The organism is Picosynechococcus sp. NKBG042902, assembly GCF_963864045.1.
GTDB lineage: Bacteria > Cyanobacteriota > Cyanobacteriia > Cyanobacteriales > MRBY01 > MRBY01.
This window is the reverse complement of sequence record NZ_CAWLTV010000067.1, coordinates 72,414-93,295: the sequence shown is the minus strand read 5'-3', so window position 1 is coordinate 93,295 and position 20,882 is coordinate 72,414. Positions and strand designations below refer to the sequence as shown.

Annotated in this window: 20 protein-coding genes; 12 read left to right on the top strand and 8 right to left on the bottom strand. The window is 49.1% G+C overall.

Annotated elements, in window-relative coordinates; genetic code table 11:
• Positions 1-126 precede the first annotated feature (126 nt).
• Positions 127-2,898: an SGNH/GDSL hydrolase family protein gene (locus tag AACR41_RS07455; RefSeq protein ID WP_030007206.1), complete on the top strand. Its 2,772-nt coding sequence runs from the start codon at positions 127-129 to the stop codon at positions 2,896-2,898.
• 17 nt (positions 2,899-2,915) lie between these two features.
• Here AACR41_RS07455 and cofG read toward each other — a convergent pair whose 3' ends face one another.
• Positions 2,916-3,932, bottom strand: a complete 1,017-nt coding sequence (gene cofG / locus AACR41_RS07450) for a 7,8-didemethyl-8-hydroxy-5-deazariboflavin synthase subunit CofG (protein ID WP_030007205.1) — start codon at positions 3,930-3,932, stop codon at positions 2,916-2,918.
• A 113-nt stretch (positions 3,933-4,045) separates the two neighbouring features.
• Between cofG and psbA the strand changes: the two genes are divergently transcribed.
• Entirely contained in the window at positions 4,046-5,128 is a 1,083-nt protein-coding gene (psbA, locus tag AACR41_RS07445) for a photosystem II q(b) protein (RefSeq protein WP_012307032.1), read from the top strand.
• 166 nt (positions 5,129-5,294) lie between these two features.
• Here the strand turns inward: psbA and AACR41_RS07440 are convergent, their stop codons facing one another.
• Entirely contained in the window at positions 5,295-5,600 is a 306-nt protein-coding gene (locus AACR41_RS07440) for a hypothetical protein (protein ID WP_030007204.1), read from the bottom strand.
• Positions 5,601-5,702: 102 nt separating this feature from the next.
• Between AACR41_RS07440 and AACR41_RS07435 the strand changes: the two genes are divergently transcribed.
• The 6 genes from AACR41_RS07435 (at position 5,703) to AACR41_RS07410 (ending at position 12,755) form a co-directional block, all read left to right on the top strand.
• Positions 5,703-6,299, top strand: a complete 597-nt coding sequence (locus tag AACR41_RS07435) for a hypothetical protein (RefSeq protein ID WP_012307033.1) — start codon at positions 5,703-5,705, stop codon at positions 6,297-6,299.
• A 228-nt stretch (positions 6,300-6,527) separates the two neighbouring features.
• A complete protein-coding gene (locus tag AACR41_RS07430) occupies positions 6,528-8,186 on the top strand; it encodes a CTP synthase (protein WP_030007203.1) in 1,659 nt (552 codons plus the stop codon).
• A gap of 46 nt (positions 8,187-8,232) precedes the next feature.
• Positions 8,233-8,547, top strand: coding sequence for a Dabb family protein (locus AACR41_RS07425; protein ID WP_030007202.1), 315 nt, complete (start codon positions 8,233-8,235; stop codon positions 8,545-8,547).
• A gap of 47 nt (positions 8,548-8,594) precedes the next feature.
• Entirely contained in the window at positions 8,595-9,500 is a 906-nt protein-coding gene (murQ, locus tag AACR41_RS07420; protein ID WP_030007201.1) for an N-acetylmuramic acid 6-phosphate etherase, read from the top strand.
• A gap of 180 nt (positions 9,501-9,680) precedes the next feature.
• The gene (locus tag AACR41_RS07415) at positions 9,681-11,231 is read left to right on the top strand and encodes an ArnT family glycosyltransferase (RefSeq protein WP_030007200.1); all 1,551 of its coding nucleotides are present in this window, start codon (positions 9,681-9,683) and stop codon (positions 11,229-11,231) included.
• A gap of 51 nt (positions 11,232-11,282) precedes the next feature.
• Complete coding sequence (locus AACR41_RS07410) at positions 11,283-12,755, top strand: carotenoid oxygenase family protein (RefSeq protein ID WP_030007199.1); 1,473 nt, start codon at positions 11,283-11,285, stop codon at positions 12,753-12,755.
• On the opposite strand, the gene AACR41_RS07405 is transcribed toward AACR41_RS07410, so the two are convergent.
• From AACR41_RS07405 to isiD, 3 genes are read right to left on the bottom strand one after another with little or no spacing between them, the layout of a single operon-like run.
• Complete coding sequence (locus AACR41_RS07405) at positions 12,752-13,063, bottom strand: DUF2499 domain-containing protein (RefSeq protein ID WP_030007198.1); 312 nt, start codon at positions 13,061-13,063, stop codon at positions 12,752-12,754. The two genes, AACR41_RS07410 and AACR41_RS07405, sit on opposite strands and share 4 nt — an antisense overlap.
• A gap of 21 nt (positions 13,064-13,084) precedes the next feature.
• On the bottom strand, positions 13,085-14,296 hold the full coding sequence (gene coaBC / locus AACR41_RS07400) for a bifunctional phosphopantothenoylcysteine decarboxylase/phosphopantothenate--cysteine ligase CoaBC (protein ID WP_030007197.1): 1,212 nt from the start codon (positions 14,294-14,296) through the stop codon (positions 13,085-13,087).
• Positions 14,297-14,509 carry a protein IsiD gene (gene isiD, locus AACR41_RS07395; RefSeq protein WP_012307042.1) on the bottom strand — a complete coding sequence of 71 codons (213 nt, stop codon included), beginning with the start codon at positions 14,507-14,509 and terminating at the stop codon, positions 14,297-14,299.
• Positions 14,510-14,680: 171 nt separating this feature from the next.
• Between isiD and AACR41_RS07390 the strand changes: the two genes are divergently transcribed.
• A complete protein-coding gene (locus AACR41_RS07390; RefSeq protein ID WP_012307043.1) occupies positions 14,681-14,887 on the top strand; it encodes a hypothetical protein in 207 nt (68 codons plus the stop codon).
• A 49-nt stretch (positions 14,888-14,936) separates the two neighbouring features.
• Here AACR41_RS07390 and AACR41_RS07385 read toward each other — a convergent pair whose 3' ends face one another.
• From AACR41_RS07385 to AACR41_RS07375, 3 genes are all read right to left on the bottom strand, one after another.
• Complete coding sequence (locus tag AACR41_RS07385; protein WP_045442008.1) at positions 14,937-15,398, bottom strand: thiol-disulfide oxidoreductase DCC family protein; 462 nt, start codon at positions 15,396-15,398, stop codon at positions 14,937-14,939.
• 128 nt (positions 15,399-15,526) lie between these two features.
• A complete protein-coding gene (locus AACR41_RS07380; protein ID WP_030007195.1) occupies positions 15,527-16,867 on the bottom strand; it encodes a DUF2330 domain-containing protein in 1,341 nt (446 codons plus the stop codon).
• Between the two features lie 8 nt (positions 16,868-16,875).
• The gene (locus AACR41_RS07375) at positions 16,876-17,760 is read right to left on the bottom strand and encodes an RnfABCDGE type electron transport complex subunit D (RefSeq protein WP_030007194.1); all 885 of its coding nucleotides are present in this window, start codon (positions 17,758-17,760) and stop codon (positions 16,876-16,878) included.
• Positions 17,761-18,012: 252 nt separating this feature from the next.
• Between AACR41_RS07375 and AACR41_RS07370 the strand changes: the two genes are divergently transcribed.
• The 3 genes from AACR41_RS07370 (at position 18,013) to lepB (ending at position 20,838) form a co-directional block, all read left to right on the top strand.
• On the top strand, positions 18,013-18,717 hold the full coding sequence (locus AACR41_RS07370) for an SIMPL domain-containing protein (RefSeq protein WP_030007193.1): 705 nt from the start codon (positions 18,013-18,015) through the stop codon (positions 18,715-18,717).
• A 76-nt stretch (positions 18,718-18,793) separates the two neighbouring features.
• Positions 18,794-20,017 (top strand): DNA double-strand break repair nuclease NurA, encoded by a 1,224-nt coding sequence (locus AACR41_RS07365; RefSeq protein WP_030007192.1) that lies wholly within the window; start codon positions 18,794-18,796, stop codon positions 20,015-20,017.
• Between the two features lie 194 nt (positions 20,018-20,211).
• A complete protein-coding gene (gene lepB, locus AACR41_RS07360) occupies positions 20,212-20,838 on the top strand; it encodes a signal peptidase I (protein WP_030007191.1) in 627 nt (208 codons plus the stop codon).
• Positions 20,839-20,882 lie beyond the last annotated feature (44 nt).

Below are 20,882 nucleotides of genomic sequence, written 5' to 3'. Positions count from 1 at the left end.
CTACAGACACGACAGGGCATCCTTATCCTACTAGTCTATTTATGGGAGAACAATTCTGGGGACTTTCGTTTATCTTAGGGGTGAATTGTCCCCACCCAGCCACCCTAAAAACGCTCCATTGTTACTGTGACAACTGCAACCTCCACGGATCTTCACTTTCATTTAGCGCCCTGGCTCCAGGATGCCATTCGTCTGGCAGTGCCCCTGGGAGGGTATCTGCGGTTGCGGGTGCGACTGCGGGGGAATACGCTCCACATCCTCTGCGAAACCAGTTGTCCCACGGAAAAAGAAGAGATTACCCAAGCAATTTTACGGAGAATGCGCCGTCAACTGCCCCCTGTGCAACTCCTAGAGCCGACCCCTGGAATCACAATTCACCGTCTCATTGTCTATGGTCGCCTCCGCCAAGAGAAAAAAAGCCTCTGGTTAAGCCTAATTCCCCTGGGTCAGTCGTCCCCATCGTCGAACCCGGAGACGTTCCAGCTCAATCGAAAAAATCAGGCCCGCCTCGGTTATCCCCAGGCGATCGCCCAATATTTAAGTCAAAATCTCAGTCAGTTGGGCATTAGTATTCGGGTTGAAACCCAGACCCTAGCGAATACAGCCCCCCACCAAGGGCAACAGCGTCTCTGGATTACCTGTGAATGTGACTACAGCCCGGACTATGGCTTGCTGACAGAATCTCTGGTGCAGCGACTCCGGGAACTGGAAATCAAAGGTTTTCGCGATGGGGCAATCCGCTGTCAAATTCGTGGGGAAGAAAAGCCAGAATGGTTGCTATGGGTTGATCTGACGCCCCCCGATGTCATGTTGCGGCAGTGGGGCCAATGGGGAGATCCTGAGGCGATCGCCCAGATTTTGACCCAGGCATTCCAAGCCCACCCCCTCACCATTCGGGCGGCTGTAACCGATGCTGTGTTGTCCCTGGAGTGCATCCTGGCCCCCAATATTTCCCTAGCCCAGGCCCACATTCTCAAGACCATCCAAGACATTCTCGACGTCCTCGCGCCCCAGGGGTTACAGCGCGCGCTAATCCGGGCGAAATCAGCTCCCCACAATGAAGAACTCTGGCGCAGTGAATGGCGGTTGCCGGGGGATCAGCCAGGGGTACACCATGATTCTCCCGGACAGTTGGCCCAACAGGGGGATTTGGAGGCGTGGCGGTTTTTGCTCCAACGCTGCCTGAATCCTGATCTGACGAGACGTTTGGCCACTGGCGGCATCCACATTACCCTCCGCCAAAAGGATGACACCCTCTACATCATGACGGAGGCGATCGCCTGTCCACCCCAAATGGCAACACTCAAGGCGATCGCCACTCTTTTTCGGCATTTAGAACCCCATCCCTTTAGTCGTCTAAAGGTCTATGGCCGCCGTTCGGGCCAAAGCAAAGCCCTCTGGCAACAATCATTAAAATTCAACACCATTACCCCAGCCAGGACATCACCACAGACGCCAACGGAAACCGCCCTTCCCCCCGTCGAAACTGACCCCAGTCTTTCTCCCCTAGAACGCTTCAACCAAGGTGCCCGTAATCTCCTCCAGCGTAGTCGCCTCTGGCAGCCAATACCGGATAATTGTGGTCTGGTTTTACACCAGGGTGAATCCGAGCGAAACGTCTTTTCCCCGCAGCAGCGGTGGCGAGTGGCTTGCCTGTGGCTGCTGGGCGGCATTTTAGTCACGGCCCAAACCGATTGGTTGGCGGGCCAATGGCTCCGGCGGGATCTGGTTCAACCTCAACCTGTGTCCATATCCCAAACCGATCCGGCAACCCGCTCAGAAGTCTTAGATGCCCAGCTTCCAGTCACCAATTGGCCAACCACGGCCCCAAAGGCGATCGCCCCTCCCCTAACTAGCCCCTATCCTTCCTTTGATAATCCGCTCCTAGACGAAAAACTCGCCCTCTACCAAAAGCGCATCGCTAAAAATGGTGTGCCTGACGTTCTCATTATTGGTAGTTCCCGTGCCCTGCGTGGCCTCGATCCCCTGGCCCTGCAAATGGCCCTCACCGAGAAAGGCTATCCGCCCCTTGATATTTTTAATTTCGGGATTAATGGTGCCACTGTCCAGATCTTTGATCTACTGCTGCGGCAAATTCTCCCTCCGGAGCAACTGCCCCAGTTAATTATCCTTGCCGACGGAGCCCGTGCTTTTAATAGCGGTCGGCAAGATTTGACCTACGAACTGATGACCCGTTCCCCAGGTTTCCAAGCCCTTGAAGCAGGTACATTTTCCCAACTGTTGTCTCAAGATCTCCCCAAACATCAGGCAATAACTTCTTTTGTTCCTGATCTAGAACAAATCACCACCCAATGGCTGAGAAAAATCTCCCAGGTCTATGACCAGCGACAATTTTTCAAAGAACGCTTTTTTGACGAAACCCTAGCGCCATTCCACACCTGGGTGTCCACAGCAGAGGCAGCATCCCCAATGACTTCTACTGAGTCAGGGCAGCAGTTTAATTTAGATGGTTTTTTGCCCCTCGACCGTCGCTTCATTCCAGAAACTTACTACCAAAATCACACCCAAGTAACGGGAAATTATGACGGGGATTATGCGGCGTTTAATCTCCGAGGAACGCAACATGAAACCTTCCTGGAGTTGTTAGACCATTTCGAGTCTCACCAAATTCACTTGGTCTTCTTGAATCAGCCCCTGACGGATTACTACCTCGATCCGGTACGTCTGGATTATGAACGGCAGTTTCGCCAGTATTTTCGTCAATTGGCTAATCGAGACAAGCTTGATTTTGTTGATTTTGTCCACCAACAAGCCTGGCAAGGCCGTTATGAATGGTTTTCGGATCCGAGCCATCTCAATCAGTTTGGTGCGGCGCAAGTGGCCCAAGAACTAGCTAAAGTTTCGACGATTCCCTGGCCACAACGTACTTCAGACTAATTTTCTTCTGATTTTTTTCAGGACAAGGCTTCGGTCTCTGTCAATGCTCGACGATGGCGCTCAACGACCTGTTTCACCTGGGGAGCTAGCCACCCATCATAGGCCGGATAAACGGCGAGCCGGGGTTGTAATTGCCAGCCTTGATTCGCGAGCAGGAGTTGCAATTGATCGAGGTGGAGATGGGAATAGTCGGGGTTGACTTCATCCTTGGGGACAATACCGCCGAGATCCCTCGCCCCAGCCTGGAGACACCCTAAAAGCCATTGGGGATCGGCCACAAGATTAGGGGGAATTTGAATCGTGATCTCCGGTGGCAAAATGTCACGGGCCAATTGAATAACCGCTGGGAGTTGCTCAGGCAAAAAGGCTTCACTTAGATAGTCCTGGGTTTGCCCAGGACGGTGGGGCTGCAAAATCACCTCTTGGATATGACCATACTGATGCTGAATTTTGGCGATCGCCTCTAATGTATCCCGCCAATCCTGGGGCGTTTCACCGATGCCCAACAGCAGCCCTGTTGTAAATGGGATTCTTAATTCTCCGGCTAGAACCAATTGTTGTAGGCGCACCTGGGGATCTTTGCTGGGGGCGCGACGATGGACGGGGAGATCCGGACGCATTTGTTCTAACATCAGCCCCATGGAACCATTTACATCCCTTAACAATTCCATTTCAGTACGACTCAGGGGGCCAGCATTGGTGTGGGGAATAAAACCGTAATCTAAGGCCAACTGACACAGATCATGGATGAGCTGGATCAAAGGCGATCGCCGCCCTGAAGCCGGATGCACCTCTCCACTCAAAATCAAAATTTCTCGGACGCCTTGCCCCCGGAGATTTTCTAGACGAGCTTGGGCAGCCGCTAGGGTCAACCAACGATCCTGACCTGGGTCAACACGAAAATTGCAATATGAACAGCGATTGAAACATTCGTAAGTTGGCACCAAGGTGAAAGCTGGACTGTAGGTAACAACAGCGTTTGCCTGGTTACTGCCGCCGCCTACCGGGCGATCAACCCTTGACAGATCCAGCATGGCCCCTCCGCAAATCAAAACATTTCCTTAAAACACTTTACAAAAAGCAATAGTTTCATTAATATAGCTACTAAGGTTAAGCACCTTGATAATTTCATAGCAATCATAACGATATGACTACTACACTACAACAGCGCGGAAGCGCTTCCTTGTGGGAGAAGTTCTGTCAGTGGATCACCAGCACCGAGAACCGCATCTATGTCGGTTGGTTCGGCGTCCTGATGATTCCTACCCTTCTCACTGCTACTACCTGCTTCATCATTGCGTTCATCGCAGCTCCCCCCGTTGACATCGACGGTATCCGTGAGCCCGTCGCAGGTTCTCTTCTTTACGGTAACAACATCGTCTCTGGCGCAGTTGTACCTTCTTCTAACGCAATTGGTCTCCACTTCTACCCCATCTGGGAAGCTGCTTCCTTAGATGAGTGGTTGTACAACGGTGGCCCTTACCAGTTGGTAATTTTCCACTTCCTCATTGGTGTTTTCTGCTACATGGGTCGTGAGTGGGAACTTTCTTACCGCCTTGGTATGCGTCCCTGGATCTGTGTTGCATTCTCTGCTCCCGTAGCAGCAGCAACTGCAGTATTCCTCATCTACCCCATCGGTCAAGGTTCCTTCTCTGATGGTATGCCTTTGGGTATTTCTGGTACGTTCAACTTCATGATCGTATTCCAGGCAGAGCACAACATCCTGATGCACCCCTTCCACATGCTTGGTGTGGCTGGTGTATTCGGTGGTTCTTTGTTCTCCGCAATGCACGGTTCTCTCGTAACCTCTTCTTTGGTACGTGAAACCACTGAAACCGAATCTCAGAACTACGGTTACAAGTTCGGTCAAGAGGAAGAAACTTACAACATCGTTGCAGCCCACGGCTACTTCGGTCGTTTGATCTTCCAATATGCATCTTTCAACAACAGCCGTTCCTTGCACTTCTTCTTGGGTGCATGGCCTGTAGTCGGTATCTGGTTCACTGCTCTTGGTGTATCCACCATGGCATTCAACCTGAACGGTTTCAACTTCAACCAGTCCATCCTTGACTCTCAAGGTCGTGTAATCAACACCTGGGCGGACATTCTGAACCGTGCGAACCTCGGTTTTGAAGTAATGCACGAGCGTAACGCTCACAACTTCCCCTTAGACTTAGCAGCTGGCGAGCAAGCTCCTGTGGCTCTGCAAGCACCTGCAATCAACGGTTAATAACCGCTTGAGTCTTCGGGCTTAGTTGAAAAAAAGATGATTGCTTTGACAGTAAAACTGAATAAGTAATGATTGGCGAGAGCCCCTACCAGAGATGGTGGGGGTTTTTGCTTTTTTTGGGAAAATTACTCTCTGTCGATATCTTCAGCTAAGGAAAATTGGGATTTTAGCTAGATGTTGCTGAGCAAATATTTTCATCATTCACGTTTGTAATGGCTGAGGCGTCAAACTCGCCACCACTGAATTCTCCTTCTAGCGTTAGCTCGTCGCCGACTGAGATGTTCTGTCTGGTGTTGTCGCCACATACGCTCCAAGAATCGACTCGGATGCTGCGATCGCCTGTGTTGATACTAAACCCATCTTCCCAGACTCGTTCCACAGTTCCTGTTAGAACACCATTGTCCATCTGGGTAGCGCCCGTACAACCAATCAAGCCCATTAAAACCAGGGGAGTCTTAACCGATAGTTTCATGAAAATTCTTCCACTCGGTAATATAAATGCTTCTATTTTAGGTTTTATAAAATCGAAATTTCGCTATAACTATGGGGGTATGCATGAAAAAATCTAATAATAATGAGCAATATTTATGATCTTTCAGTTTTTTTAGAACCCCAAGAAAAAATTCTCTGGCAAGGCATGCCCCAGGCGGCCGGGTCATCGCCCTGGAGTCTGAAAATTATTCAAGCTTTTGGCTATTTTGGTTTATTTGCGTTTGGCTTCTTTTTATTAATTGGGCTGGCAAATTGGGATGAACTAGGGGAAGCACTCGGCATTTGGCTTACTTTTTTGGGATTAAGCTTGGCGATCGCCTTTGCTTTTCTCATTGTCATGCCGAAGGTTGTTCGTTCTTCCCTCAAGGCGACGAATTATATCGTGACCCCAACCCACGCCGTCATTGTGCAGCATCTATGGCAAACCCAAATTAGTCGGATTCCGGTACCAGAAAACGAAGAAATCGTGATTTATCGCGACCAAAATTTCCATACGGTGCGGTTTTATCATTACGATAATCGAGCTGCAAATCCGGAGAATCGCGTTTACCGTGTTTATCAATTTGAGCGACTCACCCCGACCGATGCTGCCACTGCCGCAAAGGTACTAGAAACAATTCGCGGTCAAGCGGGGCCTGATGCGCAACCCGTATTTTCGAGCCGTCCCAAGTCCACCTAAAAACTGCCAGAATAAACTTGTTTTGTTGAGTTAAAAACCAACTAAGATTGTTCGATTTAGGCGATCGCCCAGATATTTTCTGGGTAAGTTACACCGATTTTCACGAAAGAAAATACAATACAACTCAACATGGGTTCAGCCTTTGCCAGTAAATTTCCTCTGTCTATCGAAAGGAGTATGGCAAAATGAACAGGTTAAAAACATTGTGAACGGAACGGGTATCGGTTAATGGCTAAATTTATCTTTGTCACCGGTGGTGTGGTCTCCAGCATCGGGAAAGGCATTGTGGCGGCAAGTTTGGGGCGTTTACTCAAGTCCCGTGACTATTCGGTGTCGATCCTGAAGCTCGATCCCTACATTAACGTCGATCCTGGCACCATGAGCCCGTTCCAACATGGGGAAGTTTTTGTCACCGAGGATGGTGCAGAAACAGACCTCGACCTCGGCCATTACGAACGATTTACCGATACCTCCATGTCTCGCCTTAATAGTGTGACCACTGGTTCCATTTACCAAGCGGTGATTAATAAAGAGCGACGGGGCGATTATCAAGGGGGGACGGTTCAAGTCATTCCCCACATTACCAACGAGATTAAAGAACGAATTTTTCGCGTGGCGGAGAATACGAATCCTGATTTTGTAATCACAGAAATTGGCGGTACCGTCGGCGATATTGAATCTTTACCGTTCCTAGAAGCGATTCGTCAGTTCCGCAAAGAGGCTGGCCGGGACAATGTTTTGTATATGCACGTAACCTTGATCCCCTGGATTCCGTCGGCGGGAGAAATGAAAACGAAGCCCACCCAACATTCTGTGAAAGAATTGCGCTCTATCGGGATTCAGCCGGATGTGCTGGTGTGCCGTTGCGATCGCCCTTTACCCCAGGGACAACGGGAAAAAATTTCGGAGTTCTGTAATGTCCCCGAAGAACAGGTGATCACCTCCCAGGATGCCAGCAGCATTTATGAAGTACCGTTGATGTTGGAACGGGAAGGCTTGGCAGAACAAACCCTGAAACTGCTACGGATGGAACCCAGGCAACCGAATTTGGCGCAGTGGCAAAATCTCATTGAACGGATGAAGCGCCCCAGCCGCCACATGGATATCGCCATTGTCGGTAAATATGTCCAGCTCAATGATGCTTATTTATCCGTGGTAGAATCCCTCGGCCATGCGGCGATCGCCAATGACATGGACATCAAACTCCATTGGGTCAACGCTGAGGATATCGAAAAACACGGCGCGTCCATGTATCTTGCGGATATGGCGGGGATCGTCGTTCCCGGAGGATTTGGTTTACGGGGCGTTGATGGAAAAGTAGCGGCCATTGAATATGCCCGGCTCAATCAAATCCCGTTCCTGGGCCTTTGTCTTGGGATGCAATCTTCAGTGATTGAATGGGCCCGTAACGTTGCCAAATTAGAGGATGCCCACAGCGCCGAATTCAACCCCGAAGCGAAAAACCCCGTGATTAATCTTTTGCCAGAACAGCGGGATGTGGTGGATCTTGGTGGCACCATGCGCCTGGGTTTATATCCCTGTCGGCTCACCCCTGACACCCTGACCTATCAACTCTATGGCCAAGAGGTGATCTACGAACGTCACCGTCACCGCTACGAATTTAACAATGCCTACCGGAGTTTGTTCTTAGAAACGGGCTATCAAGTGAGTGGAACTTCCCCCGATGGTCGCTTGGTAGAAATTATTGAATATGCTGACCATCCGTTCTTTATTGCGACCCAGTTCCACCCCGAATTTCAATCTCGTCCGAACCATCCCCACCCCCTCTTTTTCGGGTTTATTCAAGCGGCGGGAAACCACAAGTCCCAACCGATTTCTGATGAGCTAGATAACCAGAGTACGGAGATGTCCGTTTCTCTGTCCTAGGGCGAAGCACCTGTAATGAATTAACTTGATCACAACGATAAAAACCATGGCAAATTCCGTACATCATATTGTTCTGTTTGAATTGGCAGCAGCAACTGGGACTGCTGAAACCCAAACGATTATTGAAGATGGCCTGACTCTCTTGGGGGCAATCCCTGGGGTTTTAAAAGTTGATCTGGGGTTAAAGGCCAGGGCAGATCGGGATGTCCACATTAAGGATTATCAATTGGCTTTGTATGTGCAGTTAGAAAGCAATGCAGCCCTTGATACCTATGGGCCTCACCCCAACCACCAAGAATTTCTCAAGCGACATAAGAGCAAATGGACGAAAGTTCAGGTGGTTGATTTCTTCGGACAGTAGATGGTTAACTTTGTTTATTTATCATGCGTTAGTGCGAGGGCAATTCCTTGAATTCCTATGAAAGTCGCGGCCATTTACTTACAGAACAGGTCAACCCCCAGAGTCAAAATTTAGATCAAATGTCGGCTTTGGAATTGGTCGATCTCTTTAACCAAGAGGATCAAAAAACCCTGGAGGCGATCGCCAATGCCCGCGAGGCCCTAGCCCAAGCCATCGAGATCACCAGCGACGCTTTGATGCACGGTGGCCGATTATTTTATGTGGGGGCCGGCACCAGTGGCCGTCTCGGTGTTTTAGATGCTGCGGAATGTCCGCCGACCTTTTGTACACCCCCCGAACTCGTTCAAGGCATTATTGCCGGGGGAGCCGGTGCCCTCGTGCGCAGTTCAGAAGATCTCGAAGACCGGGCCGAAGATGGTAAAAAGGCGATCGCCCAACGACAGATCACCGAATTAGATGTCGTTGTTGGCATTACTGCGGGGGGAACTACTCCCTATGTCCAAGGGGCCCTGATTGCCGCCCAACAGCGGGGTGCCAAAACAATTTTCATCAGTTGCGTTCCGGCCGAGCAAGTGCCCTTTGCTGCCGATGTTGATATTCGTCTACTGACTGGCCCCGAAATTCTGGCAGGCTCGACCCGTCTTAAGGCTGGAACTGTCACCAAAATGGCCTTAAATATTCTCTCGACTAGCGTCATGGTTAAGCTCGGTAAAGTTTACGGTAACCGCATGATTGATGTTGCCGTCACGAACCATAAACTCCATGACCGAGCGCTCCGCATCCTTCAAGACCTCACAGATTTAAGCCGTGAGGAAGCGGCTATCCTTTTAGAAAAATCCCAGCGTCGCGTCAAAATAGCATTATTAATGCATTGGAAAAATGTAGATGCCTCAGAAGCAGAGCATTTATTAAAAGTCCATCAAGGAAACCTCCGAACAGCATTAAAGTCCTAAGTTAATAAAAAATCACTCTTGCTATAGAAATAATAAATCATCCCATGGAAAGACTTTTTGTATGAATAAAAAACGAAAAGTCTTGCTGTTTATCAGAGGTTGATATTTTTATTTCAAAAATTCTGCCGCTATTCTCCAAAAAAAACAAAACACTTTAGATGTCTAATTAATTGATTAAACATGACCAATAAATTGCTAGAAAAAACTGGATTAAATAGACAGGGTTTTTCTTCTTTTTTTCTGATATTGACCGTCGCCATACTAACTCGTTTACCTTATTTTTTTGAAACTGATATTGACTGGGACGAATCAACTTTTATTTTATTAGGTCAATCTGTATTGGATGGTCACCTACCATATACAGATCTATTAGACGTCAAACCACCATTACATTGGTATATTTTTGCGAGTATCATTTGGTTGGCACAACACTCATTTGTATTCTTACGCTTTTTAGGAGCAATGATTGTTGCCCTTATTGGTTTAATTAATTATGAGATTGCTAGTAGGATTTGGAATAAAAAAACAGGGCTCATTTCTGGAATATTAGTCATTTTTTTGATTGATTTAAACCCAGGTGGGCAGTCCATCATGTCTGAACATCTAGCTTTAGTGCCAATGATGCTCAGCTTTGCATTAATTCTCTTTTGCCCGAAAAATAACTCCGCGTTCATAGTTAGTGGCCTGTGCATGGGGTTGGCGATTATGATCAGGCTTAACCTTGCTTATGTTGGTCTATTTACAGGACTATATATCCTATTTTTCTCTATTGAAAATGACTTTCCTAAGTATAAGCTAATCTTACTGCCCGGTGTTTTTTTTGCTTTGGGAAATTTAGCGAGTATTTTGGTTACTTTACTTCCTCATCTTATTACTGACAACTTAGAAGCATTAAATATTGGCTTAATTAAAGCCTCTTTAAATTATTCACAACAAAGTGATTTTCTGAATGTTATTGTGAATCAACTAGGTTTTGTCGCAGATATTTTAGTAATGACGATATCTATTGCTTTTAGTGTCGTCTTTGGCCCAACGCTATTTTTTGCAATTTCACAGCTCATTCAGGTACAGAAACAAGAACAAAAGCTAAATTTTTTTGAAAAAAGATTCTACACAATTGGGATCTTATTTGGTTTGTCTATAGAATTTTCCATTTTGAGAACAAGTGTTTTTTATAAACATTATGTTATTCAGTTTTTACCTATAGCTGCTTTACTGGCGGCTCCGGCGATCGCCAATTTTTTGGATCGTAAAGACAATCTCAAAAAACAACTCGTGGCGATTGTTCTTTCTGTTTTACTTGTACACTTTTCCTTGCAATATTATAAAACAGGTTCTTATTGTCTCAATAGTCCTAGTTGTCTCCATGGAACATCGATAACAGTCAAACACTATTTGGCAGAGCATAACCCCCTAAATGGCAATATTTGGTTGACTAGAGGACACCTGGCCTATTGGTTTGCTGGCGTGACTCCAATCACACCATTAGTTACTCACCCCAGCAATATTAATAAGCGATTCCTTTTAGAAAGTTGGTACGGACAAGAAGCAACTCTTTCCCAAGAAATTGATAAGATTTTTGCGAAAAAACCTGTCTTGATTATTGGTGCTAGTCTCCAGGATTATTTACATGATTCAACAGCCCAAGCAAGATTAGATGATTTTATTCAATCAGACTATGTAGAACTTCCAGCTTTGGGAAAATTACATATTTATCAGCGGCAAGGGTAGATAACGAGAAATGCTAAACTTTACAAAAGTTAACGCTAACAGATTGCCCCTATGGTTTCCGCAACAAAACAGCTTTCCTATCATCAAGCCGCGTGGCAAAAAGGCTATGAATCCCAGCGACAGGAACTTGCCTATGAAGTCACAGATATTGACGGCGAGATCCCTGTCGAATTGATGGGAACCTTGTTTCGTAACGGGCCTGGGCTCTTAGACATTGGTGGCACGCCGATTAAGCATCCTTTCGATGGCGATGGAATGGTCTGCTCAGTCAGCTTTCAGGAAGGGCGGGCCTATTTCCAGAATCGTTTTGTACAGACAGCAGGGTTTGTGGCGGAACAAAAAGCTGGTCAACCTGTTTATCGAGGCGTATTTGGGACGCAAAAACCGGGGGGCATTTTCAATAATATGTTTGACTTGCGGTTGAAAAATATCGCAAACACAAACGTGATCTATTGGGGAAAAAAACTGTTAGCCCTCTGGGAAGCGGCGGAACCCCACAGTTTAAATCCTGAAAATTTGGAAACGCGCGGCCTGGATTATTTAGGGGAAACGCTCAAGCCTGGGGATAGTTTCTCGGCCCATCCACGTATTGATCCGGCGAGTATTTGGGATGGGGGCGAACCTTGCTTAGTCAATTTTGCCGTAAAACCAGGTCTCCCGACGCGCTTGGTGATCTATGAAATTAGTCCGGCAGGCAAATTACTGCGCTATCGAGAACATGAAGCTAAAGGCTTTGCATTTATCCATGATTTCGTGATTACGCCCAATTACGTCATTTTTTTCCAAGCGTCGGTGAAGTTTAATCCTTTGCCCTATGTTTTGGGGTTTAAGGGAGCTGGTGAATGCGTGAAATTCGAGGCGAATAAACCGACACAGATGATTGTGATTCCGAGGGATCCAGCGCGGAATGATGTGCAAACCCTAGAGGCAGAAGCCGGGTTTGTCTTCCACCATGCCAATGCCTTTGAGCGGGACAAGCAAATTATCGTCGATTCGGTTTGTTATCAGTCAATTCCCCAGGTGCAGGCGGATGTGAACTATAAAAATGTTGATTTTGATGCACTAGATCCAGGGCAGTTATGGCGCTTTACTCTAGATTTAGAGACAAGAAAGGTGACGCGGGAACTATTGGCTACCCGCTGTTGTGAATTCCCGGTGGTGCATCCAAAGCATGTGGGACGGGACTATCGTTATGCCTACATCGGGGCGACCCACGCCAAAACAGGCAATGCACCGTTGCAGGCGGTGTGGAAAGTGGATCACCAAGGGGAGGATTCTCAAGTTTATTCCTTTGCGCCAGACGGATTTACGGGGGAGCCGATTTTTGTACCCCGTCCAGGAGCTACGGCAGAAGACGAAGGCTGGGTTCTCTTGATGGTCTATGATTCGGCCCAGCATCGCTCGGATGTGGTGATTTTTGATGCGCAAAATTTTGCTCAGCCTTTGGCAACCCTACATTTAAAGCAGCATATTCCCTATGGCCTGCATGGCAGTTGGACACCAGAAGTGTTTGTGAATTTCTAGTCAGCGGATTCTTTGGGGTCAGGCGATCGCCAAATCCACCAGGCCCCTAAACACAGGGTGCAGTTACCCACGAGAGTGAGAGCGGCTTGGATCGTGACGAGCCATTCGAGGCTGGGCGCATTGTCGAAAAAGTGCCAAGTGCAGGCACACATCGCGCTAACGAGGGACGGCAACATTCCCCAGGCGAGGGCTGACCAGCTTTTGTCTTGGGTCAGATTGCCGTAGGTTTGGATCAGCCAAATGGCCAAAATCCACTCTAAAACGCTAGAGATGTGGACAATCCAAGTGGGAAAGGAAAGGGCATTCATCGCAGGGGCAGAAATTTTTGTTTAAAGTTGCTTGATAAAGTCTAGTAGATGATGGGCGATCGCCCCCTTGCTGGCCTGGGGAATTGTCGCCTTGCGACCCTCTTTATCGAGAAAAATCAGTTGATTGGTTTCACTGGCAAAACCAGAATTAGCTTGATCCACGGCATTGGCGGCGATCGCATCGAGTTTTTTCCGTTGCAATTTAGCGAGGGCTGGGGCGGTAATTTCTCCCGTTTGGGCGGCAAAACCGATCAGTTTTTGGTTGGGGTGCTTGCTTTGACCTAGTTGAGCGGCAATGTCCGGAATTTCTTCGAGGGCAAGGCTTTGGGGCAGTTCGGCTTTAGCGAGCTTGTAGTCGTAATTGACCGTGGGCCGCACATCGCCGACCGCTGCACACAGAATGAGCCAATCGAATTGTTCTGCCTGGGACAACATTTCCCTTTCCATTTCAGCGGCGCTCGTAACGGAAAAACGGTTGATGTTTGGCAAATTTTCCAGCAAACGGCTTTCGATTGGCCCGTGGACAAGGGTTACAGTCGCCCCCCGGTAGGCCGCTGCCTCGGCGATCGCCAAACCCATTTTTCCCGTCGAAGGATTGCCAATAAAGCGCACAGGGTCAAAATGCTCCCTGGTTCCTCCGGCGCTGACGAGAATTTTTTTGCCTGCGAGATCCGCTTGGCCCCGACTGTGGATCAGTGCTTGAACCGCTTTAATAATCTGTACGGGTTCTGCCATGCGTCCTTTGCCTTGGCGATCGCAAGCCAAAAGACCACTATTGGGGTCAAGGATGTGATACCGCTGATCCTGTTGGAGTCGCCGCCAATTGGACTGCACCGAGAGCTGTTGCCACATATCCGTATTCATCGCCGGGGCAACTAAAACTGGGCAAGTGGAGGCCAGGATGATATTGGTCAGCAATGTATCGGCCAATCCTAAACTCACTTTCGCGAGGGTATTCGCTGTTAGGGGGGCCAGCAAAATTAAATCGGCCCATTCCCCCAGGTCGATATGTACCGGGCGGGGCCAGTGACTATCCCAAAAATCTTCATCGGTGTAGGCTGGGTGACGGCTGAGAGTGGCGACCGTGAGGGGCGTAATAAAACGTTGGGCCGAATCTGTCAGAACGACCCTGAGCTCTGCCCCTGCCTGAAACAGTTGGGAAATGACTTCACAAACTTTGTAGGCCGCAATGCCCCCACTAATGCCGACGACAATCTTTTTTTCGTTGAGCATTTACGATTCGTCGTAGGCTTCGATGTCTAACAGGTGCCAGTAGGGTTCGACTAATTCTTGTCGTTGAAAGGCGATCGCCCGCAACAAATGCCAATCCTGGAGGGCTTCAAAGGGAGTCCCATAATCGTCCTGTTCCAATCGTGCGGCGAGTTGAGCCACATCCGTTTCGTCCATGTGGGCGATTTCCTGGGGGGTTTTTGTTAAGACTGTCATAATAAGACCTCCCTGACGCTGCACGTTCTTTTAAGTTCTGTTCATTCTTTATTCTACTCTTAGAAATCCCCAAAACAATGGCCTGTCACCGTTCTTATTGTCGGCTTGATTTGTCGAGTAAACTAGACGTATCTTAAGGGGAGATTCTGTTCCCCAAGGAGTCAGCCTCCCATGTTAATTGAACCCAGCGTGTTGCGAGCTGCCCAGCAGATCTATAACCAATATGTTGCTGTTCATCCCGTGCGCTCCCAATATGTCACTGGGGTTTCGGTAAATCCCAAAACACTCCAGGGATTTGTCAGCTTTCGTGAACGGTCTATTCTCTTGCCCAGGGAAGTTTTTGTGCCCGTCGAACAGCTGATGAGCTACGATGTTTGACGCTAAAAATTAGGCATTTACTTAGGGAACTGCCTTTAGAGAAAGAGTTTTAAGTGTCCGTTACTGACGTTTCGAGACGACAGCGATCGCCAGCACCACAGGCTTGTCGTTTTTCCCGGTTTTGGATCAAAGTGATTAAATCGGGACGACCCGTCAGTTGGAGACGATATTTCGCCCAGATGCCATAAACCCAATCAGCCAATTGCCCAATGCCAGGAAGTTTGGTGATGCCATAGACCCAGCCCATCCCCAGAACTTCGTAAACATACCGAAAAACCGCCACATTTTGGAGCACTGTCCCGTCGGGTAGCACGCCATGGATTCGCTCCATCGCTGCCCGGAAAGTCACACCACCATGGCGACTGGGGTCGTAATCATCGGCTGCCACATCCACAAAGCAAATTAACCCACGGCCATTATCCTTGCGCCGCAGAAAGTTAACCTCCCGCAGACAAAGGGGGCATTGACCGTCATAGAGCAGTTTAATTTTCCAGGATGGGGTGGAGGACATGGTGCAATTTTCAGGTAAGAGATTCAATCTATATTGTAAAAATTTTTTTCGGGTGCCTGGGGAATCACCAAAAGGGCGTTTTTAAGGCTGTGTTCTTTTGGCGATCGCCCCAGTCTTTCACTCTCCAATTACCAAATAGAATCCCACCAAGCCTCATCTGTTGGCGTTGGGCCATTGGTTTCGATAAAGTCAACCTTGCGGCGAATGTCTGCTGGCTCCCAACCTGTCAACTTTGCCAGGGTTTGTACCGCCGCTTCCTGGCGTTGGTAGGTGCGCTCTCGGTAATCCTGGGCGGCACTACAAGTCATTTCCTCACGGTAGGGATGACGAATCACATAGCGCCCTTGGAAAAATTGACGATTGGCCGTTTCTTGGAAGCGCAGATCTTCTGGGAACTCGTCGCGGCCATAGCGCACATGGAGCCTAGTGATAAATACCCTCGGTAGATATTGATCTTCATCCCAAAAGACTCCGGCCTGTTTAAGCTCTGCCTTCGTTAAATTAGGCGCAGAACAGGGATCACAACTGCTCATATCCCAGGCATATTCCAAGAAAATATCATCCCGGCCCTGACGCTGGTAATCTTGCTCAAACATGGTGGTATAAAAATCCCCAAACTCTGCTTCGACAAATTCAGGAATTTCCACATTCGAGGGAATTTTTACGGTGCGATAATTGGTCACTTCCGCCTGGCCTTTAGGAGAAAGGATATAGACAATGAGATCCTGGGCTTGTTGGGCGTTCATCATCCCTAGGCGAATCGGCAACATATATTTCGGTGATTCAAAAGCCATCATCAGGGGACGCAATTGGTTCACGCCGCTCCGGTCAAATTCTTCGAGGTTCACCTTGGCCACAAAAAACTTCAGCTTGTTGCGGATATAGGGCCGCAGTAACTCACTGGCCCCCTGGGGCAATTGGTAATCATTTTGGCGTAACCAGGTTTCCAATCCATCGGATTCTTTGGCGCTGAGAATGAGGATGTCGTATTCGCCAACGCTAAATTGTTCTTCAATGGTGACCCCTAGATCGGCTGCTGTTTCGCGCATGGATTCTGCGGCCATGGGCATCGGCGGCCTCGCATTTTGTAGGAACCCAATGCCGTCATCAAACATCCGCATAGCACAGGGATTTTCATCGAAATATTCCACCAGCCGGGGGGCGCTAAAGTCATCGAGACGTTTGATAATGTTTGCTTCGCCCACATGAACCTGTTCTTCTTTAAGAACGACGGGGACGGGCACCACCAGGGCAAAATCTGAGACTTCCCCTTCATAGTCATTGGCCATGGTGAGTACGGTGCGATCGCCATCCCGGGCAATGATCACCTGGGATGCTTGGTTATAGAGATTGGTATCGGCCTTGGCGACATAGAAACCACAGAAGGCCCAGGCGGGTTGGGTCAGTAGTAGTAAACCAATACAGGTTATGGCCAAACCGCGCAAATATTGCAGGATCGTTTTAAACATGATTTTCCTTAGATAACGGGGCGAGTTTGTAGGGTCAAAGAAGAATCGTCAATAGGGGCTTTCACCTGAGCTTTTTCTTGCCACTGGAACCGGGGCGATCGCCAAATTTTATCGATCACAATGGTGCTGGGAGCCAGACAGAATAACGCCCAGAAAATTGCCGTCGAAGTATAGAGGCCATGTTGCAAAACAAAGGTCAGCAGGGCGATACTAATGGCCCAAAAAATTCGTCCTTGTTTCCCATTGGGGATCGAGCGCGGATCGGTCAGCATAAAAAATGCAAAGAGCAGCAACGAACCGCTGGTGAGCTGATGGGCAACCACATCCCAACTCCAACCCAGCCAAAAATTACGGAGAATCTCCAAACCGCCATAACTCCCTAGAAAAGCAATCGACGTATCCCAGCGACCAACTCGGTTGAGCACAAGGCCAGCCGCACTAAAAAATAGCAATAGATACCACCAATCAGTGCCCCATTGACCGGGAGAAACCCAAGCCCCATCTGTCCACAGGAGAGCCATAATGATGCCGAAATTGGCAGGGTTGAAAAAATGTTTTTCTTGATAACGGAATAAAAATTTACTGGCGATCGCCCCGACCGCTGCCCCCACTAAAACAAGGGGATGATTTACCCGCAGGAGCAGGGAAAGGCCCAATCCGGTAATCGCCGCACTCCGCGCCCCGGAAATAAGTAGCGGTTGCCATTGTAGAGGAGTTTCTTGTCGGCAACGGTAGGCTTGCCAAGCACAGAGGCTCCATTGGGTCAAAATACAGGTGGCGATCGCCAGCAAAACCCAGGTTAAATTTAACGTCCAGTCTCGCGTGTAAACTCCCAGCAGGAGAAACGTCGTCAGAATTGCAATTTGATAATCACGGGCATCACTGAAGGGCATTGAAAATCCTCCCTGACTAAGCAAGAAATAAGTTGCCTAAAGTATGAAAGACAAGTCCAGGGATGACGAAAAGGTTTCTTTTTTGTAACAGAAAACCTTGAGACTTGTGGCAGTCGTAAACTAGAGTCAAAGCAGGATTCCAGGGGCTGTTTAATATTAAAAAATGTGAATTTGATTGACTAATAAATTTCTAGAGCGTCAAACACAATTGTCTCTGTGATCTTGCACCTGTGTGTAGGAGTATGAAAAAAAATGCAACTGAAAAAACTGTTTGTACCACTGTTGGCGGGAATGTTGTTCTTGGGGGGAACCTCTGGGGCGATCGCCGAAGAACTATTGCGCACGATCACTGTCACGGGGCGCGGCGAAGAAGCCATTGCCACGAGTCTTTCTGAAGTACGCCTTGGGGTCGAGGTGCGGGGGGCGACGGCAACCCAAGTCCAGGCAGATATCGCCAAGCGCAGTAACCAAGTGGTGGATTTTCTCAAGTCCAAAAATGTCGCCAAGCTCACCACCACGGGCATTAACCTCCAGCCGGAATATGACTACAACAATGGCGATCGCCGCCTCATCGGTTATCTCGCCACCAATACAGTGAGCTTTGAGGTGCCCACCGCCCAAGCCGGGAGCCTGATGGATGAAGCTATCAAAGCCGGAGCAACCCGCATTGATGGAATTTCCTTCCGGGCCACCGAAGCCGCCCTCGCTGAAGCAGAAAAAACCGCCCTCGCTGAAGCCGCCCAGGATGCACGCACCCAGGCCCAAACTGTCCTCAGTGCCTTGGGTTTGAGTCCCCAAGAAATTGTCCAAATCCAGGTCAATGGGGCGACGCCGCCAACCCCTATTTTTAAAACCATGGATACGGCACGAATCGCCTTCGAAAGTGCAGCGCCTTCTCCGGTAGAAGGGGGTGAACAGACGGTGAATGCTTTCGTAACCCTGACGATCCGTTACTAACACTCTGCTTTTTGGGCTAAATTACGCTTAAATCTAGGGGCGATCGCCTTGTGGGATAGGGGCGAAACTTGAGGGAATGTTAGATCTAATCAAACTTGCGGGACAACTGCCAGGCATGGGGGCGCACCTCCAGGAACAGGCTGCCACGGGACGAGAACGAATCGAGCGGGGAATTTCTCTACTCCGGGAAGCCCAGGCGGATTTCCAGACCCTCCAGGCCCACCAACAAACCTGGGGCGATCGCCTCATTTTTAACCATGGCATTCCCCTCGAATCCCTGGAGACTCGCGTTCCCATTTCGCCCCCTTCCCAAGCCCACACCGTTTTTGCCACGGATGGCTCCCAGATTGCTCCGTCCCACCATGAAATTGCCTATTGTTATTTGATTAATATTGGTCGGGTGATGCTCCATTACGGCCAAAGCTTGCACCCATTGCTGGATCATCTGCCGGAGATTTTTTATCGCAGCGAAGATCTGTACACCTCCCGCAAATGGGGCATCCGCACCGATGAATGGCTCGGTTATCGCCGCACCGCCTCCGAAGCTGAAGTGCTCGCTGAGATGGCCTGTAAATGGGTGTTACCCCCCGGTGCCCACGGCCATATTCCCAATGTGGCGATGGTGGATGGCTCTCTGGTCTATTGGTTTTTAGAAAATTTACCCGCCGAAGCCCGCCAACAAATTCTCGAACCCCTCCTAGGGGCCTGGCAACAACTCCGGGAAACCCGCATTCCGCTGATTGGTTACATTAGTTCCACTCGCAGTGTAGAGGCGGTTCATTTTCTGCGACTCCAGGCTTGCCCCCACGACAAACCCGATTGTCAAAGCCATTGCCTCGACGGCGAAACCAAGGAACGCAAAGCAGAATTTCGCGAGACGCTCCCCTGCCAAACCATTGAACCGTTGCGGGATAGCACTCTTTTTGAGCAACTGTTGCAACCGGGCGATCGCAGTGGGCTTTGGCTCAGTCAGGCGCGCATTTTAAATCATTATCCAGAAGCGGATCAGGTTTGTTTTTGTTATCTCCACGTGGGGACGGAGGTGGCGCGGATCGAGATGCCCCGCTGGGTCGCGGCAGATCCTCAACTCCTCGATCAAACCCTAGGGATTGTCCTCGGCCAAGTGCAAAAGGGGTTTGGGTATCCCGTGGCGATCGCCGAAGCCCATAATCAAGCTGTGATCCGGGGTGGCGATCGCGCCCGATTTTTTGCGCTCCTCGAACAACAACTCCTCAAAGCAGGCTTGACTAATGTAGGTGTCTCTTACAAAGAAACTCGCAAGCGGGGTTCCGTGGCTTAAAGAGCATGCTCTCCCCCCACAAAGACTTTTCAGGAGAATTCTTAAACTCCCCTAAGCCAGTCCCAATCCCCCATCGGAGAGCATACAATAAACAAGCATCAGCACTTTTTCTCAGGCAGGCACAATCGTCGTCACCATCACGTCGTGCATTCTGCCGCACAATTTTCTTTTAGTCACTTCTGCGCGAACCGATAATGCCCGAAAACTCTCAATCTCCCGTTGAACCGACCAAGCAGCCCAGTGGCACGGAGCAACAGCATGAAGAAAACCCCTGGGTAGAGACCATCAAGACCCTTGTGACCGCTGGTATTTTGGCCATTGGGATCCGCACTTTCGTCGCCGAGGCCCGCTACATTCCCTCCGAGTCGATGCTGCCGACCCTAGAAGTGAACGATCGCCTAATCATTGAAAAAATCAGCTATCACTTCAAAAATCCCCAACGGGGCGATGTGGTGGTCTTTAACCCGACAGAAATTCTCCAGCAGCAAAACTATCGAGATGCTTTTATTAAGCGGGTGATCGGGATTCCCGGTGATACCGTACAAGTCAGCGGCGGCACCGTTTTTATCAATGGGGAAGCCCTCGAAGAAGACTATATCAACGAAGCCCCAGAATATGACTACGGCCCCGTGACGATTCCAGAAGATCACTACCTCGTCCTTGGCGATAACCGCAACAATAGCTATGACTCCCACTATTGGGGTTTTGTCCCCCGTGAAAAGCTTGTGGGGAAAGCCTTTATTCGTTTTTGGCCCTTTAATCGCGTGGGCATCCTCAACGAAGAGCCGCAATTTGCCGACGAAGAACCGATTACACCCTAGCGTCCCATCCCAGAGACCGCTAGGATATAGGGCGACTCCCTATC